Raw genomic sequence first — 17,347 nt, forward strand, 5'->3', positions numbered from 1 at the left:
GAGGGTGCTGTGACGGATGCTGTTTCACGCGATGCGGCAACGGAGTCTTTCGCCGAGGCGCTGAGCGCCGCGATCAGGGGGCGCGGCGTGACACTCGCGCGTCTGCACGCGCGTCTCGCCGAGCGGGGCAACCCGGTGTCGAGGGCGACGCTGAGCTACTGGCGCTCGGGCGCCCGCCGGCCCGAGGGCGCGCAGTCGCTGGCCGCGATTGCGGATCTCGAGGACATGCTCGGGCTGGATCCGGGTGCCCTGATAGATCGGCTCGGTCCGTCACTGCGGACGGGCCCTCTGGGCGCGACGTCGTTCCCGTTCGACCGTGAGCTGCTCGAGGAGCGCGTGAAGGAGACGTTCCTGGCGATGGGTGCCGCCTATCCGGATCCCACGCGCGAGCAGACCATCCACGCGGTGACGGATGTCGGCCCCGACGGCCAGGTGGTCCGGCGCACGACGCGTATCGTCATCCAGGCGACGGCGGGCGTGGTCACCGAGATCCCGTTCGTCGAGATCACCGCAGGCACCCCGAGTCCGCCGCCGGTGTTCCAGGCGATCGGCGGCGGGCGCATCGCGCGGACGCACTCCCACGAGAGCCGCGAGATCCACGGCTTCATCTTCGAGACCGAGCATCCGATCACCACACCGAACAGCGCGATGATCGAGTGGTCGGTGACCTATCCGCCCGGTTTCCCCGCCGGCGACGGCACAGGCCACGGCGTCGCCTTCCAGGCGCGCGAACTCTTGCTGTGGACCCGCTTCGACGCGGCGGCGGTACCCGACTGGTGCGAGGAGGTCGAGGAGACCACCGCGGGGGTGGTGGCGACCCCACGGCACCTCTCCGGCGCACGATCGCTGCACGCCGTGCGCCGCGCCTTCGGCCCGGGCGCCCTGTCGATCCGCTGGGGATTCGGGGAGCGCCCCGCCGACGACTGACAGTGAGGAGCCACCGACCGCACCCGGGAGCACCGCGGATCCGGGAGAATCAGCTGTGCCCTCTCGTCTTCGCTGGATGCGCCTGCGCCCGCAGGAGCTCGCCCTCATCGCCATCACGGCCGTGTGGGGCGCCACGTTCCTTCTCGTCCACTGGGCCATGGAGCACTCCGGCCCGTGGTTCTTCGTCGGTCTGCGGTTCATCGTCGCGGGGCTGATCAGCATCCTGATCTTCCACCGGTCGCTGCGCGGGATGACGTGGGCCGACATCGGCGCGGGAGCGTCGATCGGCCTGATGATCTACGCCGGCTACGGCCTGCAGACCATGGGGCTGCAGACGATCGAGTCGAGCACCTCGGCGTTCCTGACGGCGCTGTACGTGCCGATGGTGCCGTTCGCCCAGTGGCTGTTCTTCCGCCGGCGCCCACCCGTCCTCGCCTTCGTGGGCGCGGGGCTCGCGTTCGCCGGCCTGGTGCTGATCGCCGGCCCGGGCACGCTCTCGCTGTCGCTCGGACTCGGCGAGACGGTCACCCTGATCAGCACGCTGCCCATCGTCGGCGAGATCATCCTGATCAGCGTGTTCGCGAACCGCATCGACCTCGGCCGCATCACGGTCGTGCAGCTGCTCACCGCCGGGCTGCTCGGCTTCGCGACCATGCCTGTCGTCGGCGAGGGCGTGCCGCAGTTCTCCTGGGTGTGGGTGGCGGCGGCGATCGGCCTGGGCGCGGCGAGCTGCGTCATCCAGCTGACGATGAACTGGGCGCAGAGGTCGGTCTCGCCCACGCGGGCCACGATCATCTACGCCGGCGAGCCGGTGTGGGCCGCCCTCATCGGGCGCCTCGCCGGCGAGCGGCTCCCCGCCGCCGCCCTGCTGGGCGGACTGCTGGTCGTGCTCGGCATCCTCGCCAGTGAACTGCGCATCGTGCGACGGCAGCGGCGACCCGACCCCATCGAGTAGCGTCGCGGAAGACTCGCGTCCGGCGCGCAGCGCCGGACGCGAGAGCCTGATCAGGCGGCGAGCTTGATCGCCTCGGTGCGGACTCCGGATTCCGAGGATGCGGTGGACGCCCGCGGCGCGGGACGTCCCGCGATCACGCGCTCTTCGACAGCCTCAGGCTTCTGAACGCCGACGGTCACCGCCGCACGCGCGGCCGTGACCCGATGCGCGCGAACCCCGCGGATGACGCCCCGGAGCACCGCCCCGGCGACGAGCGCCGCCCCGAGTGCGATCGCCGAGACGAGGAACGGCGTCCACTGTCCGGCGAAGGACGCCGAAATGCTCAGCAGGGCGCCGACGATCCAGACCCCGATCGCCCCGCCTGCGAGGCCGGCCGCACCGCGCGCGATGGCGACGGCGGCGATGACCGCGCAGGCGAGGGCGATGATTGCTCCGGCCGTCCCGATCGGCACGAAGACCGCCATCAGCGCCTTGGTCACTGCAAGAGTGGACATGGCATGACCCCCCGGTCCTGGGCGCGCCCCCCGCGCGCCTCTGACTCCAGGTTACGCGGGGAGATCGCGTTTCGGCCTCCGTCGTGAGAACGATTCGGCATCATCCCGGAGGATGATCGGTGAACGACGGGTGACGGGGTCCGTGGACCCCGTCACTGCGCGATCACCGGACCGGCTCAGCCGCGGCGGCGCGTCGTACGCGGCAGCCGCAGGCGGCTCAGCCGCGGCGACACCACCGGCACAGGCGCCGTGTAGACCGCGTCGACCACCATCGACCCGTCGGTCGGTCCGATGACCGGGATCGGCGTGGTCAGGGTCGATTCGATGGGGTCGACCTTCATCTTCGCCAGCGCACGATGCGCCTTCACGTAGGCCGGGATGAGCAGCGCGACCGCGCCCACCCAGGCCAGCGGGTTGCTCATCGCCACGCCGCCGAAACCGAGCAGCGCCCCGAGCACCACTGCTGCCACGACACGCATCACCAGCTCGATCACGCCGGTCACGGTCGGCACCAGCACGTGGCCGAGGCCCTGCAGCACCCCGCGCAGCACGAACAGCACGCCGAGCAGCGAGTAGGTCAGGCCGTTGATGATCAGCATCAGGTGCGCGGAGGCCACCACGTCGTCGGCACCGTCGCCGACGAACAGCCGCACGACGGGTGCGCCGAATGCGATCATGACCACACCCAGGGCCACCGAGCCGATGATCGCCATCCAGATCGCCTGGATGGTGCCGGTGCGGATGCGGTCGGGCCGGCGGGCGCCGAGGTTCTGCGCCGCGTACATCGACGCCGCAAGACCAAGCGAGGCGAGAAACGCGCTGGCGAGGCTGTCGACGCGGGATGCCGCGGTGTACGCGGCCACCGCCTCGGCACCGAGCCGGTTCAGCGCCACCTGCACGATCAGCGCGCCGATCGCGATGATCGAGGCCTGGAATCCCATCGGCAGGCCGAGGCGCAGGTGCTCGACGATGTCGTCGCGCGAGACCTTCCAGTCGTCGCGGTGCACGTGCAGCACCGGCACCCGGCGCCACACGTAGAGCAGGCACAGCAGCACCGAGACGGCCTGCGCGAGCACGGTCGCCCACGCGGCACCCGCGACGCCCCAGGCGAGAGGTCCGACCATGAGGATGACGAGCCCGACGTTCAGCGCGCACGAGACGGTGAGGAACACGAGCGGGGTCGTCGAGTCGCCGATCGCGCGGATGATCGCGGCGAGGTAGTTGAAGAACATGATCGTGCTGCCGCCGATGAAGGTGACCTGCGTGAACACGGTCGCCTCGGCCATCAGCTCGGGCGGCGTCTGCAGCAGCTCGAGGAAGGGTGCGGCGATCAGCGGACCCAGCACAGTGAGGATGAGGCTCGTCGCGGCGGTGAGCAGGGTGCCCGTCGCCACCGAGCGGCGCACGCCGCGCGCGTCGGACGCGCCGAACGCCTGGGCGGTCGGGATCGCGAAGCCGCTGGAGAGCCCCCAGGCGAAGCCGATCACGAGGAAGATCAGGCTGCCGGTCGCACCGACCGCGGCGAGGGAGTTCACGCCGAGCTGACGCCCGACGACGACGGCGTCGACGAACTGGTACAGCTGCTGCACGACGTTGCCGATGAGCAGGGGCACGGAGAAGGCCAGGATGACGCGCCAGGGGCGTCCGGTGATCAGGGTCGTTGCCATGAGGTGCGAGGAGAGGGGTCCCGAGAAGAAGGCGGAGAAGGAGGGGAGGACGAGCGGATGCCGTGACGGCGAGAACACGAAATGGCACCGTGATCGGTCACGGCGCCATTCGTGATCAGTGTATCGAATCGATTCGGCGAAAGACCAGAGCCTCGTTCAGAATTGCGCCGCGCTCGTTCGGAAAGGTACTGCGCTCAGGGCAGATCCTCCACCTCGATCCGATCGGGATCCTCGTCCGAACCATCGGCCTCGTCCTCACCATCTGCGTCGTCCTCACCATCGGCGCGGGCCTCGCCGACGGCATCCTGGTCATCGGCGTTCTGCTCGTCGGTGATCGTGCCGGTCGGTTCGGCGTCGACGACCCGGTGGTGCGTGCCGAGGGCGTCGGCCATGCCCTGCCCGGCCTCGATCGCCTCCTCCTTCGTCGCATACCCCTGCGACAGCTCCTCTTCGCCCTCGACGCGGTTCACCCACTGGCCGCGCTTGGACATCGTCACCACGTCCCCCGGCTGGTGCGACATGTCTCCTCCTTCGTTGCTGCGGAACACGTCAGGTTAGGCGCGCCCGTCGCCGTGCAGGGAGGGGCTTGCGCAGGCCGCGACGAGGCAGGTACGCCGGAGGCATGACGCGACTGAGGCGCAGCGACCCGCACGGCCCCGGCCTGCGCCGGGTGCGCCGCGGCCGCGGCTTCGAATACCGGATGCCGGACGGCACGCGCATCGAGGATGCCGCGACGCTCGACCGGCTGCGCGCCCTCGCGGTGCCGCCCGCCTGGACGGACGTGTGGCTCAGCCCGCACGAGAACGGGCACATCCTGGCCACCGGCGTGGACGACGCCGGGCGGCGTCAGTACCTCTACCACCCGGCGTGGCACGAGCGGGTGGCGCAGGAGAAGTTCGATCGGATGCTGCAGCTCGCGGCCGTGATGCCGGCCGTGCGGGGCGGTGTCACCCGTGACCTGCGCCTGGACGGGTTCGGCCGGCGCCGGGTGCTCGCCGGCGCATTCCGCATGCTCGACAGCGCGCTGCTGCGCGTCGGCTCGGAGCAGTACGCCCGCCAGCACGGCAGCGTGGGGCTCGTCACCCTGCGCGGCGCGCACGCGCGGGTGCGCGAGAACCGGCTCGTCGAGCTGAGCTTTCCCGGCAAGAGCGGCCAGCCATGGGAGTCGAAGATCGACGACGCCGAGCTGGCTGCGCTGATCGCTGGGCTCAAGCGCCGCGGTGGCAGGACGCTGCTGCTCAGCTGGCGCGAGAACGGCGACGACGCATGGCATCCCCTGCGCCCCGCCGATGTCAACGACGACGTACGCACCCGCACCGGGGGCGAGTTCACGGCGAAGGACTTCCGCACCCTGCACGGCACGATCTCGGCGGCCGAGGCGCTGGCCCGGATCGGCCCGCGCGGCACGGTGTCGGCGCGCAAGCGCGCGGTGGCGGCCGCCATCCGCGAGACCGCCGCGATTCTCGGCAACACCCCGGCCGTCGCTCGCGCCAGCTACGTCGACCCGCGCATCGTCGACCTGTACGACGAAGGTGTCGTGGTCGACCCGGGCAGGCGTGTGGAGCCGCAGCTCATCGAGCTGCTCAGCTGATCGAGCGCTCGCGCCCGGGATGTCAACCCGGTGTCGCTCACCGGGGTGGCGGCCTAACGTCGCCTGGACATCCCGATCTAGGAGGAGAGATGAGCGACGCCCAGCGCGGCAATACGACGCACGGTCCGAACCTCGACGAACAGCTCGAGCAGGAGTCCCGCGGGATGGTGCAGGGGCACGGTGCCCCGCACGCCGAACCCTTCCGGGAGACCGAACCGCTGCCCGACGACACCGACCCCGAAGAGGTGCAGCAGGCCTTCGAACGCGACGAGCCCGAGATCGCCGGCGAGGAGGGCGATGACGATGAGCTCCACTGACATCCGCGGACTGGATCTGCACGGACTGCTCTCCGAGCCCGGCGCCTGGAGCACGGTCTACACCGACGGCCCGCAGGGCGAACCGCCCGGGGCGGTCGAGAGCAGGATGCGGTCGCTGAAGGACCGCATGCGCGATGCCGGCATCCCGGACGACGACGCAGAGGCGATCCTGGCCGTACTGCCCGACGACATCGGGCTGCCCGCCCCGTCTGCGCGCTGGCTGGTGGCCCGCGGCGGCGACATCGTCGCCGACGAGGGCTTCGCCTCCGGCCGGCGCGGGGCGGAGCGGATCACCCACGGGACGTTCCCCGAGGTCGTGCCGCTGCTGCGTCATCACGGCGGCGAGCGCCGCATCCTCGTGGTGCAGACCGGACGCGACGGCGCCGAGCTGTCTCTCGAACGCCTGGGCCGGACGGATCCCGAGAAGGTACAGCACATCGAAGGCGAGGAGCATCCGATCACGAAGGTGAGCCCCGGCGGCTGGTCGCAGGCGCGCTTCCAGCGCAGCGTCGAGGAGGTCTGGCAGCACAACCAGTCGGAGGTCGGCGAGGCCGTCGACCGGCTGGTGCGCGCGCACCGGCCCGAGCACATCTTCGTCACCGGCGATGCGCACGTGCGCGGGCTGCTGCTGGAGAACATCGGCGCCGACGCACTCGCGCTGGTCGTGGAAGTCGATGCCGACACGCGCGCCGACGGCGCCGATGACACGGCGCTGGTCGAGGCGATCGACGAGACCACCGCCCTGGCGCACGGCGGCCGGGTCAGCGCGGTACGCGATCGGGCGGCGGAGCGGGATGCCGAGAACGGCGCATCCGGCGTCAACGCCGTGGTCGGTGCCCTGCAGCAGGCGCAGGTCGACACGCTGCTGCTCGATGAGCGGATGACGGATGACCGCCAGACGCTGCTCGCACTGCCCGAGGCCCCGTGGGTCGCGATCGGCGAGGCCGACGCGTTCGACGCGGGTCCAGGCGTGCCGATGCCGGCCGTGGAGGCGCTGGTGCGGGCCGCCCTGCTCACCGACGCCGAGGTCGTGTTCCTCGAGGACGAGCCCGCCGAGGGCGAGCCGCGCGAGGAGGCGGAACCGCATCCGCCGCTGGCGGCGCTGCGCTGGCCGGCGGCATCCATCACCGGCGACGTGCCGGACGGCGCACAGCCGGGCCATCCCAGCCAGGCCGAGGGCGAAGACCCCGCGCATCCCGCGAGCCATGACGATCCGCAGGAGGACGGGCACCCGTCGCAGGCCGAGGGCGAGGATCCGGACAGGCAGTGAGACGACCCGGGGCGCCGGACTCGTGACGGCGCCCCGGAGTTCTCCTGGCCCCACGCGCACCCCGACAGGAGCATGATGGAGGCGTGGCCGACCTTCTCTCCGCTCTGACGCACCTCCCCCGCCCGCAGTTCGTGGAGGTGGGTGATGGGGTGGGACTCGCGACATACTCGTGGGGCGATCCGGAGGCACCGGTCGTCGTGCTCGTGCACGGGTTCGCCTCGAGCACCGCCGACACCTGGGTGCACACGGCGTGGGTGCGGATGCTCGAGCGCGAGGGGTACCGCATCCTCGGCATCGACCAGCGCGGGCACGGCGCCAGCCAGAAGCCGCACGAGTCCGACGGCTACACCGTGCGCAGCCTCGCCCGCGACGTCGAGAGCGTGCTCGACACCTTCCTCGTCGACGAGGCGCTCTACGTCGGCTACTCGCTCGGGGCGCGCGTGGGCTGGCAGGTCACCCAGGATCTCGGCGACCGCATCCCCCGGGCCGTGCTCGGCGGCGTGCCGGACGGCATCCCGCTCGACCGCCTCGACATCGATCAGGTGTGCCGCTACGCCGACGACGGCATCCCGGTGACCGATCCGGTCACGCAGAACTACATCGAGCTCGCCGAACGCGTGCCTGGCAACGACCTGTACGCCCTGCTCGCGCTGGCCGAGGGCATGCGCGATTCGCGGTCGGTCGACCCCGATCCCGAGTACGCGCCCCAGCAGCCGGTGCTGTTCGCGACCGGGTCGGAGGACGGCGTGATCCAGGGCTCGCGGCGCCTCGCCGAGGCGGCGGCGCAGGGCACGTTCTTCGAGATCCCCGGGCGGCACCACTTCAACGCGCCCGGATCGAAGGCCTTCCGTATGGCGGCGCTGGAGTTCCTGAAGGGCTGAGTCAGCCGCGCGAGCGCGCGACCCCCGGTGCGACGCCGGCATGTCCCAGAAGCTGCGAGTCGGCGGCATCCGCACCCTCCAGTACTGGGACACGCTTCCGAAGGGTGTCCCAGAAGTCGCCGGTCCGGCCTCGGTACACCCGCCGTTTCTCGGACCCGCCCGCGGGGAGAAGCGCGCGGATGCGCTCCCTCAGCGTCCGGGAGGACCGTCGAGCACGGTCGGCACGTACTCCAGCAGCTGCGTGCGCTGGTCGAAGGTGCGCGCCTCGACGAGTTCGAGTCGCACGTCGGGGTAGTGGTCGAAGATGCGGTCCTGCCCGGTCGCGCCCGTGATCACCGGGAAGATCACCACCCGGTACCGGTCGACCAGGCCCGCGGCCAGCAGCGACCGGCACAGCGCGACGCTGCCGAGCGTGCGCAGCGGACGGTCGGAGAGCTCCTTCAGATCGCGCACGAACGCCGCGGCGTCGGTGCGCACGAGCGTGGTGTGCGACCATTCCAGCGGCTCGCGCAGGCTCGACGAGAACACGTACTTGGGCACCGCGTCGAGCGACTCGACCCCCTCGATGCGCTCGGCGGCCATCGCCGACATCAGCCGGTAGGTCGTGGCACCCATCAGCAGCGGGTCATCCGCGGCCGAGGACTGCTCGAGCCAGGCCAGGTACTCGGGACTCTCGAGACCCCACCATCCGGGCCAGCCGCGGGCGGCGCCGTAGCCGTCAAGCGACATGATGAAATCGATGGTCAGCGTCTGCATGAGTGCGCCTCCGTCTGATCCGCCGGGGCGATGACGTCCCCGTCACTGCGCGGCCGAGCCTACGCCGCCGCCGGCGGACGCATAACCCCGATCCGCCGGCACAGCCCGCGGGCCGGGGCCGTCTACGCTGGATGCGACGGCTCGAGGAGGGCGATGTTCGACGGTCCGCTCTCCGCATCCGCGTACGAGGTGCTCGGCGTCGACCCCGCGGTCGACGACGACGAGCTGCGCCGTGCCTACCGGCTGCGGCTGCGCCAGACCCATCCCGACACCGGCGGCGACGCCGCGCTGTTCATCCGCGTCCAGCGGGCGTGGGAGAATATCGGCTCGCCCGAGGCCCGCACTGCCTACGACCGGGGACGCACGGATGCCGCGTGGGGGCCGCCCACGGCATCCGCTCCGCGCGGCGGCACCCGGCCGCGCACGAAGTCGTACGGGCAGGCCGGCGCGTGGCGCCGCCGCCGCTACCTGCAGCTGCTGTCGGAGCACCTGGCCCACACGGTCACCGCGCGGGAGGCGTACGACCCGGCGATCGTGCGCACCGCCCCGTGGGGGGTGCGGCGGATGCTGGCCGACGCCCTCGCCGAGGAGGCGACGTCACAGGCCATCGACGATCTCGGCATCGGCTTCACCGCCTGGCACGACGTGATCTGCGGCCCGGATGGCGGCCAGAAACTCGACCACGTCGTGCTCACCCCGACCGGCCTGTACGGGCTGGTGTCGGAGGACTTCGGGGATGCCGTGCGGTTCCGGCAGGGCGAGGTGATCGGCGCCGCGGTGCACGGCCGCACACCGGTCGCCGATCTGCTCAGCCGGGCGCGCTGGGTCGCCCGCGCCGCACGCGTGCGCTTCGGCGGAGCCGTGCTGATCCTGCCCGACGAGGATGTCGCCGAGCCCGCGACTGTGCTCGGGTCGGTGCGCGGCGTTCAGGTCGCCGTCGTGCGGCGTTCCGCCCTGCGCACGGTGCTGCGCTCGGGCGTGCCGGGCACGCGACCGCTCGGGGTCACCGAGGCGTTCGACGTGCGCACCCGGCTGTCGCAGACCGTGCGCGTGCTCGTCCCCTGATGTGCACGAGCACGCGCTGTCAGCGGGCTGTGGCCCGGTGCCCGTCAGCGGGCGAGCGCCCGACGCACCTCGGGCAGCACCTCGGTGGCGAGCAGCTCGATCGAGCGCAGCGTGTCGCGCTGGTTCAGGCCGCCGAGCCCGACCTGCGCCAGGAAGCGCGTGTGGCCGAGCATCTCGTGCTCCCACAGGATCTTGTCGACGATCTCGGCCGGGCTGCCGGCGAACAGCGCCCCGCCCGGACCCGCCCAGGTGTCGAGCGTCTCTCGGTCGAGCATCCCGCCGCGCGGCATGTTCTCGGCGAAGTAGGCGGCGTAGTGCGGGAAGAACACGTCGCGCGCGGCCTGGGTGGTCTCGGCGACGTGGAAGTGCGAGGTGACCCCGACGCGCGGCTGCGGGATGCCGGTGGCCTCCGCCGCAGCCCGGTGCAGCTCGACGAGCGGGCGGAAGCGGGTCGGCCCGCCCAGGATCGCGAGATACATCGGCAGGCCCAGCCGTCCGGCGCGGGCGGCCGACTCGGGCGTGCCGCCGACGGCGATCCACACCGGCAGCGACGACTGCTGCGGGCGCGGCCAGATGCCCGCGTCATGCAGCGGCGGCCGCGTGGTGCCCTGCCAGGTGACGGGGTTGCCGTCGCGCACCGCGAGCAGCAGGTCGAGCCGGTCGTCGAAGTACTCGTCGTAGCGCTGCAGATCCTGCCCGAACAGCGGGAACGACTCCACGTAGGCGCCGCGGCCGGCGGTGATCTCGGCCCGCCCGCCGCTGAGCAGGTCGACCGTGGCGAACTCCTCGAACAGACGGACCGGGTCGGCGCTGGAGAGCACCGACACGGTGCTGGTGAGACGGATGCGCTCGGTCTCGCGCGCCGCGGCGGCGAGCACGATCTGCGGCGACGACACGGCGAAGTCGGGACGGTGGTGCTCGCCGACGCCGAACACGTCGAGCCCGCCCTGGTCGGCGACTCGCGCCCACTCCAGCAGCTGCTCCAGGCGATCGCGGGGGTCGGAGTGCGCACCGTCGGCGGTGCGGCTGAGCTCACCGAAGGTGAAGATGCCGATCTCGAACGGCTGCGCCTGGCTGGTCTGGTCGGTCATCCGGCCACGACCGCCAGCTCGCGGGCGAGGAAGTCGCGCACGTCGGCCAACTCGCGACCGTCGATGCCGTGCGCGAGACCGGGGTAGCTGCGCGCCGTGGCCGTGGTGTGGCCGGGCAGCCAGGCGTCGGTGCGCGCCACGGCGGCAGCGGCGATGACCCGGTCCGCCTCGCCGCGACCCGAGAACACGGCGGGCCGCGTGCGCGCCAGCTCGGCGTCGCCGGGCTGCTCCCCCGCCTGCACGAAGCCGCCCAGGATGACCGGGGCGATGACGCGCTCAGGGGCGGTGCGCAGCAGCTGCGAGGCCATCAGGCCGCCCTGCGAGAAGCCGATGGGCGCGATGCGCGCGGTGGCCGGCAGCACGGCATCCGCCCATGCCCAGATCGTGTCCGTCGCCGCCGCGACCGACGCGGGGTCGGGGTTGCCGGGTTCGCCGATCGGGAACCAGGCGAACCCGCCGGGGCCGATGGCGATGGGCGCGCGCAGCGACGCCCACGGGGTGCCCTGCGGCAGGGCGGGTGCGAGGCCGGCGAGGTCGCGTTCGTTCGAGCCGAAGCCGTGCAGGAACACGGCGACGACGGATGCCGACTCGAGCGGCCCGTCCCAGGAGGTGATCGCCTGCAGGGTCATCGCGCCAGCACCTCCTCGACGTCGGAGCCGGGCAGGGCGACGGTGACGTGCGTGCCCCAGGGGTCATCCAGCGAGATCGAGCGGCCGTCGTCGGCGAACTGCAGCCGGTGGTGGTTCAGGCGCGCGGCGAGCGCGTCGAGGTCGTCGCGCCCGGGGACGGTGATCGCGACATCGCCCAGGCCCAGGCTCGCGGCGCGGGGGCCCGCACCGGCGCTGTTCCAGGTGTTCATGGCGACGTGGTGGTGGTAGCCGCCGGCCGCGGCGAACAGAGCGCCGGGATAGGTGTCGACCGTGGTCTCGAAGCCGAGGGCGTCGACGTAGAAGGCACGGGCGGTGGGGATGTCGCCCACCTGCAGGTGCACGTGGCCGACCCGGCCCGCGGCCTTGCTGATGCCGGCGAGCACCTGCTCGTCGAGGTGGCGCTGCAGGTACGCGTTCGGATCCAGGTACAGGGTCGACATCTGCAGGGTGCCCCGGTCGTACTGCCACTGCGAGCGGTCGCGGTCGGTGTACAGCTCGATGCCGTTGCCCTCGGGGTCGGTGAAGTAGAACGCCTCACTGACGAGGTGGTCGCTCGATCCGGTGAAGCTGGCGCGCGAGTCCTGCGCGGTGCGCAGCACGGTGGCGGCGAGCGCCGGGGCGTCGTCGAAGAGGAAGGCGGTGTGGAACAGGCCGGCCTGGCGCGGGTCGACCGCGGGCAGGCCGGGGGTGCCGATCAGCCGCACCATCGGGATGCCGCCGCGGCCGAGCACGCGGTGCACCTCGGTGCCGCGCGAGCGCTCCTCGATCGGCTCGAGCGCGAGGGCGCCGGCGTAGAACGACGACATGAGTTCGAGGTCGCCGACCCGCAGGGTGACGGCGTCCATGCCCGTGCTCGCGCTGAGGATGCGGTCGGGCGCTGGCGCGGTGCGGGATTCGGTGGTGGTCATCGGGCTCCTCCGGAGGCGGGGCGGTGTGGGGTGAAGCTCTCTTGGTTGTATCTACAACCAACGTGCAGCGGCATTCATTCCCACGGGGTACGGTGACCGTGTGGACGCACTGGACCCGCTGCCCGAACACCCCGCCCCCGACGCGCCGCAGGGCAAGCTCGTGCTGCTGAGGCACGGCGAGACGGAGTGGTCGCGCACCGGCCGGCACACCGGCCTGACCGACATCCCGCTGACCGCGCACGGCGAGCAGCTCGCCCGTGCCGCGGGCGAGCTCGTGCGCGACTACGACTTCGGGCTCGTGCTCAGCTCGCCGCTGCAGCGCGCCCGGCGCACTGCGGAGCTCGCGGGGCTGGATGCCGACACCGACCCGCTGCTGGTCGAATGGGACTACGGCGGGTACGAGGGGCGCACCACCAGAGACATCCGCGCCGAGCTCGGCTATCCGTGGACCGCGTTCGCGCACGGGGTGATCAGCGGCGATACGCCCGGCGAGACCGTCGAGGAGGTCGCCGCGCGTGCGTCACGCGTGCTGACCCGGGTGCTCCCGGCGATGGCCGAGGGCGATGTCGCCCTGGTCGCGCACGGCCACTACCTGCGCATCCTCACCGCCGTGTTCCTGCGCCAGGCGCCGCGGTTCGCGGCATCCATCTCGCTGGATGCCGGATCGGCATCCGTGCTGGGATTCGCGCGCGAGCAGCCCGCGATCCTGGCGTGGAACCACGGTCCGCGCCTGCCGCAGGCGCCCTCGGAGTCGTAGCGGGGCGTCCTCAGCGGCGCTGACAGCTCGGGTCCGTCACCCCTGGCCCCGCCGCGTGCCCGATGGTTGTATGGCGTCATGAGCATCACGACTTCTGCGGACGGGACCGAGATCTGCTTCAGCACCACCGGGGCGGGCCCCGTCGTGGTGATCGTGAACGGAGCGCTGTCGACGGGCGCGGATGCCGCGCCGCTGGCGCGGGCGCTCGCTGAGGAGGGATTCCGGGCGGTGACCTGGGATCGCCGGGCCCGCGGCGACAGCGGCGACCGGGCGGGTTCCACACCCGAGGACGAAGCGGCCGATCTGGCAGCGGTGATCTCGGCCGTCGGGGGCGCGGATGCCGTGCTCGGCCACTCCTCCGGTGCGGTGCTCGCGCTGTATGCGGCATCCCGGGATGTCGCCACCGGCGCGCTGTTCCTCTCCGAACCGCCGATCGACTTCGACGGCGTGGGGTTCGGCGACGAACTGCCCGAGCGGCTGCAGGCGCATGTCGACTCGGGCCGGCCGGACGAGGCGGTCGCCGCCTTCCAGCTCGACGCCGTGGGCCTGCCCGCCGAGATGGTGCGGGCCGGGCGGGAGAGCGGTCAGCTCGCTGCGCTGGCGCCGCTCGGCCAGTCGGCCGTCTACGACGCCCGCCTGACGCTGCGTCTGCGGCAGCCCGCCGACGGTCTGCTCACAGTGGACCAGGCCGTCACCGTGCTGCGCGGCGAGCAGACCTTCCCGTTCCTCGTCGCGGCATCCGACCGGCTGGCTGGCATCCTTCCCGACGCGCGGCTCGTGATCGTGCCGGAGTCGGTCATGCACCGGCCCGACCCCGTCGCCACGGCGCGGGTCGTCGCCGAGAGCGTCTGAAGCGGCGCGGCCGACGCTATACCCGCGGCGGCGTCGCGAGCTCGTGCGCCGAACCGCGTCAGTTGAAGTCGCCGCCGCCGCCGAAGTCGCCGGGGGCCATGTCCATGAAGCGGGAGTAGTGGCCCTGGAAGGCGACGGTGATGGTCGCGGTGGGGCCGTTACGGTGCTTGGCGACGATCAGGTCGGCCTCGCCGGGGCGCACGTCCTTGTCGTAGGCCGCCTCGCGGTGCAGCAGGATGACCATGTCGGCGTCCTGCTCGATCGAGCCCGATTCACGCAGGTCGCTGATCGCGGGCTTCTTGTCCGAGCGCTGCTCGGCACCACGGTTCAGCTGCGAGAGCGCGATGACCGGCACCTGCAGCTCCTTCGCGAGCAGCTTCAGGGCACGTGAGAACTCCGAGACCTCCTGCTGACGCGATTCGACGCGCTTGCCGCTCGTCATCAGCTGCAGGTAGTCGATCACGACCAGTCGCAGGCCGGCACGCTGCTTGAGACGACGGCACTTCGCGCGAATCTCGACGAGCGTCATGTTCGGGCTGTCGTCGATGTACAGCGGGGCGTCGTTGATGCGACCGCGGGTCGCGGCGACAGTGGTCCAGTCGCGCGGGTCGAGCGTGCCCTTGCGCATGTTCTGCAGCGGGATCGCACCCTCGGCGCTGAGCAGGCGCATGGCGATCTCGCTCTTGCCCATCTCGAGCGAGAAGAAGATGGAGGGCTCGTTGTGCGATATGGAAGCCGCCCTAGCAAAATCCAGAGCCAACGTTGACTTGCCCATAGCAGGCCTCGCCGCCACGACGATCATCTGACCGCCGTGCAGGCCGTTGGTCAGCTCGTCGAGCTCGCGGAAGCCGGTCGGAATACCGGTCATCGTGCCATCGCGGCCGTTGGCGGCCTCGATCTCTTCGACGGCCGCGTCGACGGCGACGGTGAGCGGGACGTAGTCCTCGGCGGTCTCGGAGCCGGTCACCGAGTAGATCTCGGCCTGGGCGTTGTTGACGATGTCGGTCGCGTCGCCCTCACCGGCGTAGCCCAGCTGCACGATGCGGGTGCCGGCGTCGACCAGGCGCCGCAGGATCGCCCGCTCCGACACGATGCCCGCGTAGTAGCCGGCATTGGCGGCGGTGGGAACGATCGACGTGAGCGTGTGCAGATAGTCGGCACCGCCGGCGCGGCCGAGCTCGCCCGTCTTGATCAGCTCGTCGGTGACGGCGACGACGTCGGTCGGCTCGCCGTGCGAGTACAGCGAGAGGATCGCCTCGAAGATCAGCTCGTGCTTGGGGACGTAGAAATCGGCGCCCTTGAGGGTCTCGATCACGTCGGCGACGGCGTCCTTGGAGAGCAGCATTCCACCGAGTGCGCTCTGCTCGGCGAGAAGGTCGTGCGGAGGGGTGCGCTCAGGTGCGCGCGAACCGCCCAGACGCTCGTCAGAGATGTCAGCGATCGACACCGTGCTCCCTCCCGGGCACCGTGGCGCCGGGTCGCGCCATCTGCCCATCTGACCGTCGGTCTCGCGGTCGTGAGCACAAGCGAATCACGCCCCTCCGACACCCGGTCTCCGACCAACGTAGGAGGCGGGTTATCCCCATGCAAGAGGGCCTGTGGATAACTCTGTGGAGAGTGTGCGGAGAACTCGGGAGTGTCTGTGCAGAACCCTTGTGGATAAGCCGGTGGAGAGAACTCCATCACCACTGCTTTATCGCGTTTGACCTGGTTTTCCCGTCGTCCCCATCCTGTGGATGAGATTCGACTTAAAGCCCACATTTAAGGTTGACGTGGCAGCGGTCGGGTGTGTAGAACCTGGGGAGAAGTCAAGCCCGAGATCGACTCGGGCGTGGCGTCGCGAAAGACCCGCTCTCGTCATGTGGACACGCGTCGGGTGCACACGGTATCGTCGCTCCAACTGGGGTCGCGCGCACGACTGCGTGCGATCCGCCGAGGGAGGGCTCAGGTGCGGTTCGCGTCCGTCGACTACCGCAGCGCGAAGATGTGGCTGCTGGGCGGTTTCGGCGTGCTCGTGTGGCTGGTCTGCGCGGTCCTGCTCGGCGGCTCTTCGGCTCAGGCGAACGAGGGCGACGCTCCGCGTCCGCCCCAGAACGCATCCGCCACCTCGACCGCACAGGCGCCCGCCGCCCCGGCCGCAGCGCAAAAGGCGGATGCCGCGGTCGCGTCCACCGCCGCCGCGATGCAGGCTCCCGCGAAGTCGAGCCCGGCTCCGGTGCTCGCACCGGCCACCGTTCAGGCGACCGTTACCGCAGCGGCGAGCACGGTCGCGCCGGTGGCCTCGACTCCCGCTCCGGCGAAGGCCGCGAACGCACCCGCCAAGGCCGCAGCGACCGTCACCAGCGCGGTGCGCGAATCCACGCCCACCGCAGCACCGGCAGCCACCGCCCAGAACGCAGCCGCCCAGAACGCAGCGACCGCGCAAAAGGCCGCCAAGGCGGCTCCCGCCGCTGCAGCGCGCACGGCATCCGACGCGGCAGACCGCGTTCTCCCACCGCGCGCCGATCGCCCCGGCGTTCGGCCCATCGACCCGCGCGCGGACCGCATCGCCGGTTTCCCCGCGAACGTGCCGTCACACGCTGCTGCCGCAGACGTGCACGCGGATCAGGCCACTGCACGCCCGGTGACCGAGCGCGCCGCGGCGTTCCCCACAGTGCTGCCCGCTCCTCCGGAGGCCACCGCGGTCATGCGCGCGGCTGCCACGCAGACCGACGCCTCGGCAACATCCGAATCGGCACCCGCCTCTACATCCGACGGTGACGCAGACGCCGGCGAACCTGCCGGGCACCCTGCACCGGCGGCATCCGCTGCGGTTCCGCCGGCAGCATCGGTGGTCGGCGCGTCCGGCTCGGCCACGGCGGGCTTCGTCCCCGCTCATGACGCTTCCGCGCACGCGCGTGACCTCGTCATCGTCTCGGCACGTGCCGGCGACGACGTCCTCCCGTCCGCGCCCACCGGCAGCACGGACGTCTCCCCCGACTGATCGGAACACCGGGTGACCAGTGTGTCGCCCAGACGCCAGAGCGCGCTCAGCGCGCGCCCACTCGCGACATTCCGATCCAGGAGAGCAATCATGATGCGCACGACAGTGCCGCAGGTCCGCACGGACCGCCGCCGACCCATCACGGCCTGACGACTTCCGTCGGCGACGCGCAGCCTTCGGGGG

The 17,347-nt window shown here is 71.6% G+C and carries 18 protein-coding genes; 10 read left to right on the forward strand and 8 right to left on the reverse strand.

Annotated elements, in window-relative coordinates; genetic code table 11:
• The first annotated feature begins 87 nt into the window (after positions 1 to 87).
• Both H7694_RS15720 and H7694_RS15725 read left to right on the forward strand, forming a co-directional pair.
• Positions 88 to 927, forward strand: coding sequence for a hypothetical protein (locus H7694_RS15720; protein WP_227468182.1), 840 nt, complete (start codon positions 88 to 90; stop codon positions 925 to 927).
• A 55-nt stretch (positions 928 to 982) separates the two neighbouring features.
• A complete protein-coding gene (locus H7694_RS15725) occupies positions 983 to 1,882 on the forward strand; it encodes a DMT family transporter (RefSeq protein ID WP_227468183.1) in 900 nt (299 codons plus the stop codon).
• A 50-nt stretch (positions 1,883 to 1,932) separates the two neighbouring features.
• Here the strand turns inward: H7694_RS15725 and H7694_RS15730 are convergent, their stop codons facing one another.
• From H7694_RS15730 to H7694_RS15740, 3 genes are all read right to left on the reverse strand, one after another.
• The gene (locus H7694_RS15730; protein WP_193597370.1) at positions 1,933 to 2,376 is read right to left on the reverse strand and encodes a hypothetical protein; all 444 of its coding nucleotides are present in this window, start codon (positions 2,374 to 2,376) and stop codon (positions 1,933 to 1,935) included.
• A 176-nt stretch (positions 2,377 to 2,552) separates the two neighbouring features.
• The gene (locus tag H7694_RS15735) at positions 2,553 to 4,043 is read right to left on the reverse strand and encodes an MATE family efflux transporter (RefSeq protein ID WP_193597371.1); all 1,491 of its coding nucleotides are present in this window, start codon (positions 4,041 to 4,043) and stop codon (positions 2,553 to 2,555) included.
• Between the two features lie 194 nt (positions 4,044 to 4,237).
• Positions 4,238 to 4,564: a DUF2188 domain-containing protein gene (locus H7694_RS15740; RefSeq protein WP_193597372.1), complete on the reverse strand. Its 327-nt coding sequence runs from the start codon at positions 4,562 to 4,564 to the stop codon at positions 4,238 to 4,240.
• 101 nt (positions 4,565 to 4,665) lie between these two features.
• Here H7694_RS15740 and H7694_RS15745 point away from each other — a divergent pair, with 101 nt between their 5' ends.
• From H7694_RS15745 to H7694_RS15760, 4 genes are all read left to right on the forward strand, one after another.
• Entirely contained in the window at positions 4,666 to 5,634 is a 969-nt protein-coding gene (locus tag H7694_RS15745; RefSeq protein WP_193597373.1) for a DNA topoisomerase IB, read from the forward strand.
• 89 nt (positions 5,635 to 5,723) lie between these two features.
• Entirely contained in the window at positions 5,724 to 5,951 is a 228-nt protein-coding gene (locus H7694_RS15750; protein WP_193597374.1) for a hypothetical protein, read from the forward strand.
• Positions 5,938 to 7,221: a Vms1/Ankzf1 family peptidyl-tRNA hydrolase gene (locus H7694_RS15755; RefSeq protein ID WP_193597375.1), complete on the forward strand. Its 1,284-nt coding sequence runs from the start codon at positions 5,938 to 5,940 to the stop codon at positions 7,219 to 7,221. Before H7694_RS15750 ends, H7694_RS15755 begins: the two co-directional genes overlap by 14 nt.
• Positions 7,222 to 7,304: 83 nt before the next feature.
• The gene (locus H7694_RS15760; protein WP_193597376.1) at positions 7,305 to 8,102 is read left to right on the forward strand and encodes an alpha/beta fold hydrolase; all 798 of its coding nucleotides are present in this window, start codon (positions 7,305 to 7,307) and stop codon (positions 8,100 to 8,102) included.
• 189 nt (positions 8,103 to 8,291) lie between these two features.
• Here the strand turns inward: H7694_RS15760 and H7694_RS15765 are convergent, their stop codons facing one another.
• On the reverse strand, positions 8,292 to 8,858 hold the full coding sequence (locus H7694_RS15765) for a dihydrofolate reductase family protein (RefSeq protein WP_193597377.1): 567 nt from the start codon (positions 8,856 to 8,858) through the stop codon (positions 8,292 to 8,294).
• A gap of 153 nt (positions 8,859 to 9,011) precedes the next feature.
• Here H7694_RS15765 and H7694_RS15770 point away from each other — a divergent pair, with 153 nt between their 5' ends.
• Entirely contained in the window at positions 9,012 to 9,923 is a 912-nt protein-coding gene (locus H7694_RS15770; protein WP_193597378.1) for a J domain-containing protein, read from the forward strand.
• A 44-nt stretch (positions 9,924 to 9,967) separates the two neighbouring features.
• On the opposite strand, the gene H7694_RS15775 is transcribed toward H7694_RS15770, so the two are convergent.
• From H7694_RS15775 to H7694_RS15785, 3 genes are read right to left on the reverse strand one after another with little or no spacing between them, the layout of a single operon-like run.
• On the reverse strand, positions 9,968 to 11,014 hold the full coding sequence (locus H7694_RS15775; RefSeq protein ID WP_193597379.1) for an LLM class flavin-dependent oxidoreductase: 1,047 nt from the start codon (positions 11,012 to 11,014) through the stop codon (positions 9,968 to 9,970).
• Positions 11,011 to 11,643, reverse strand: coding sequence for an alpha/beta hydrolase (locus H7694_RS15780; protein ID WP_193597380.1), 633 nt, complete (start codon positions 11,641 to 11,643; stop codon positions 11,011 to 11,013). The genes H7694_RS15775 and H7694_RS15780 overlap by 4 nt, the downstream gene beginning before the upstream one ends.
• Positions 11,640 to 12,572, reverse strand: a complete 933-nt coding sequence (locus H7694_RS15785; protein WP_193597381.1) for a VOC family protein — start codon at positions 12,570 to 12,572, stop codon at positions 11,640 to 11,642. Before H7694_RS15785 ends, H7694_RS15780 begins: the two co-directional genes overlap by 4 nt.
• A 100-nt stretch (positions 12,573 to 12,672) precedes the next feature.
• Between H7694_RS15785 and H7694_RS15790 the strand changes: the two genes are divergently transcribed.
• Together H7694_RS15790 and H7694_RS15795 are read left to right on the forward strand one after the other, a co-directional pair.
• Positions 12,673 to 13,329, forward strand: a complete 657-nt coding sequence (locus H7694_RS15790; RefSeq protein WP_227468184.1) for a histidine phosphatase family protein — start codon at positions 12,673 to 12,675, stop codon at positions 13,327 to 13,329.
• A gap of 78 nt (positions 13,330 to 13,407) precedes the next feature.
• The gene (locus H7694_RS15795) at positions 13,408 to 14,181 is read left to right on the forward strand and encodes an alpha/beta fold hydrolase (protein WP_193597382.1); all 774 of its coding nucleotides are present in this window, start codon (positions 13,408 to 13,410) and stop codon (positions 14,179 to 14,181) included.
• A 58-nt stretch (positions 14,182 to 14,239) separates the two neighbouring features.
• Here H7694_RS15795 and dnaB read toward each other — a convergent pair whose 3' ends face one another.
• Positions 14,240 to 15,628 (reverse strand): replicative DNA helicase, encoded by a 1,389-nt coding sequence (gene dnaB / locus H7694_RS15800; protein ID WP_193597383.1) that lies wholly within the window; start codon positions 15,626 to 15,628, stop codon positions 14,240 to 14,242.
• Positions 15,629 to 16,129: 501 nt separating this feature from the next.
• Between dnaB and H7694_RS15805 the strand changes: the two genes are divergently transcribed.
• The gene (locus H7694_RS15805) at positions 16,130 to 17,164 is read left to right on the forward strand and encodes a hypothetical protein (RefSeq protein ID WP_193597384.1); all 1,035 of its coding nucleotides are present in this window, start codon (positions 16,130 to 16,132) and stop codon (positions 17,162 to 17,164) included.
• Positions 17,165 to 17,347 lie beyond the last annotated feature (183 nt).

It is taken from the genome of Microbacterium sp. YJN-G, assembly GCF_015040615.1.
Taxonomy (GTDB): domain Bacteria; phylum Actinomycetota; class Actinomycetes; order Actinomycetales; family Microbacteriaceae; genus Microbacterium.

Coding starts and splice junctions, on each gene's coding strand:
- H7694_RS15765 (WP_193597377.1), bottom strand. CDS start 8,858: ATGCAGACGCTGACCATCGATTTCATCATGTCGCTTGACGGCTACGGC.
- H7694_RS15785 (WP_193597381.1), bottom strand. CDS start 12,572: ATGACCACCACCGAATCCCGCACCGCGCCAGCGCCCGACCGCATCCTC.
- H7694_RS15755 (WP_193597375.1), top strand. CDS start 5,938: ATGAGCTCCACTGACATCCGCGGACTGGATCTGCACGGACTGCTCTCC.
- H7694_RS15740 (WP_193597372.1), bottom strand. CDS start 4,564: ATGTCGCACCAGCCGGGGGACGTGGTGACGATGTCCAAGCGCGGCCAG.
- H7694_RS15780 (WP_193597380.1), bottom strand. CDS start 11,643: ATGACCCTGCAGGCGATCACCTCCTGGGACGGGCCGCTCGAGTCGGCA.
- H7694_RS15750 (WP_193597374.1), top strand. CDS start 5,724: ATGAGCGACGCCCAGCGCGGCAATACGACGCACGGTCCGAACCTCGAC.
- H7694_RS15775 (WP_193597379.1), bottom strand. CDS start 11,014: ATGACCGACCAGACCAGCCAGGCGCAGCCGTTCGAGATCGGCATCTTC.
- H7694_RS15770 (WP_193597378.1), top strand. CDS start 9,012: ATGTTCGACGGTCCGCTCTCCGCATCCGCGTACGAGGTGCTCGGCGTC.
- H7694_RS15735 (WP_193597371.1), bottom strand. CDS start 4,043: ATGGCAACGACCCTGATCACCGGACGCCCCTGGCGCGTCATCCTGGCC.
- H7694_RS15745 (WP_193597373.1), top strand. CDS start 4,666: ATGACGCGACTGAGGCGCAGCGACCCGCACGGCCCCGGCCTGCGCCGG.
- H7694_RS15795 (WP_193597382.1), top strand. CDS start 13,408: ATGAGCATCACGACTTCTGCGGACGGGACCGAGATCTGCTTCAGCACC.
- H7694_RS15730 (WP_193597370.1), bottom strand. CDS start 2,376: ATGTCCACTCTTGCAGTGACCAAGGCGCTGATGGCGGTCTTCGTGCCG.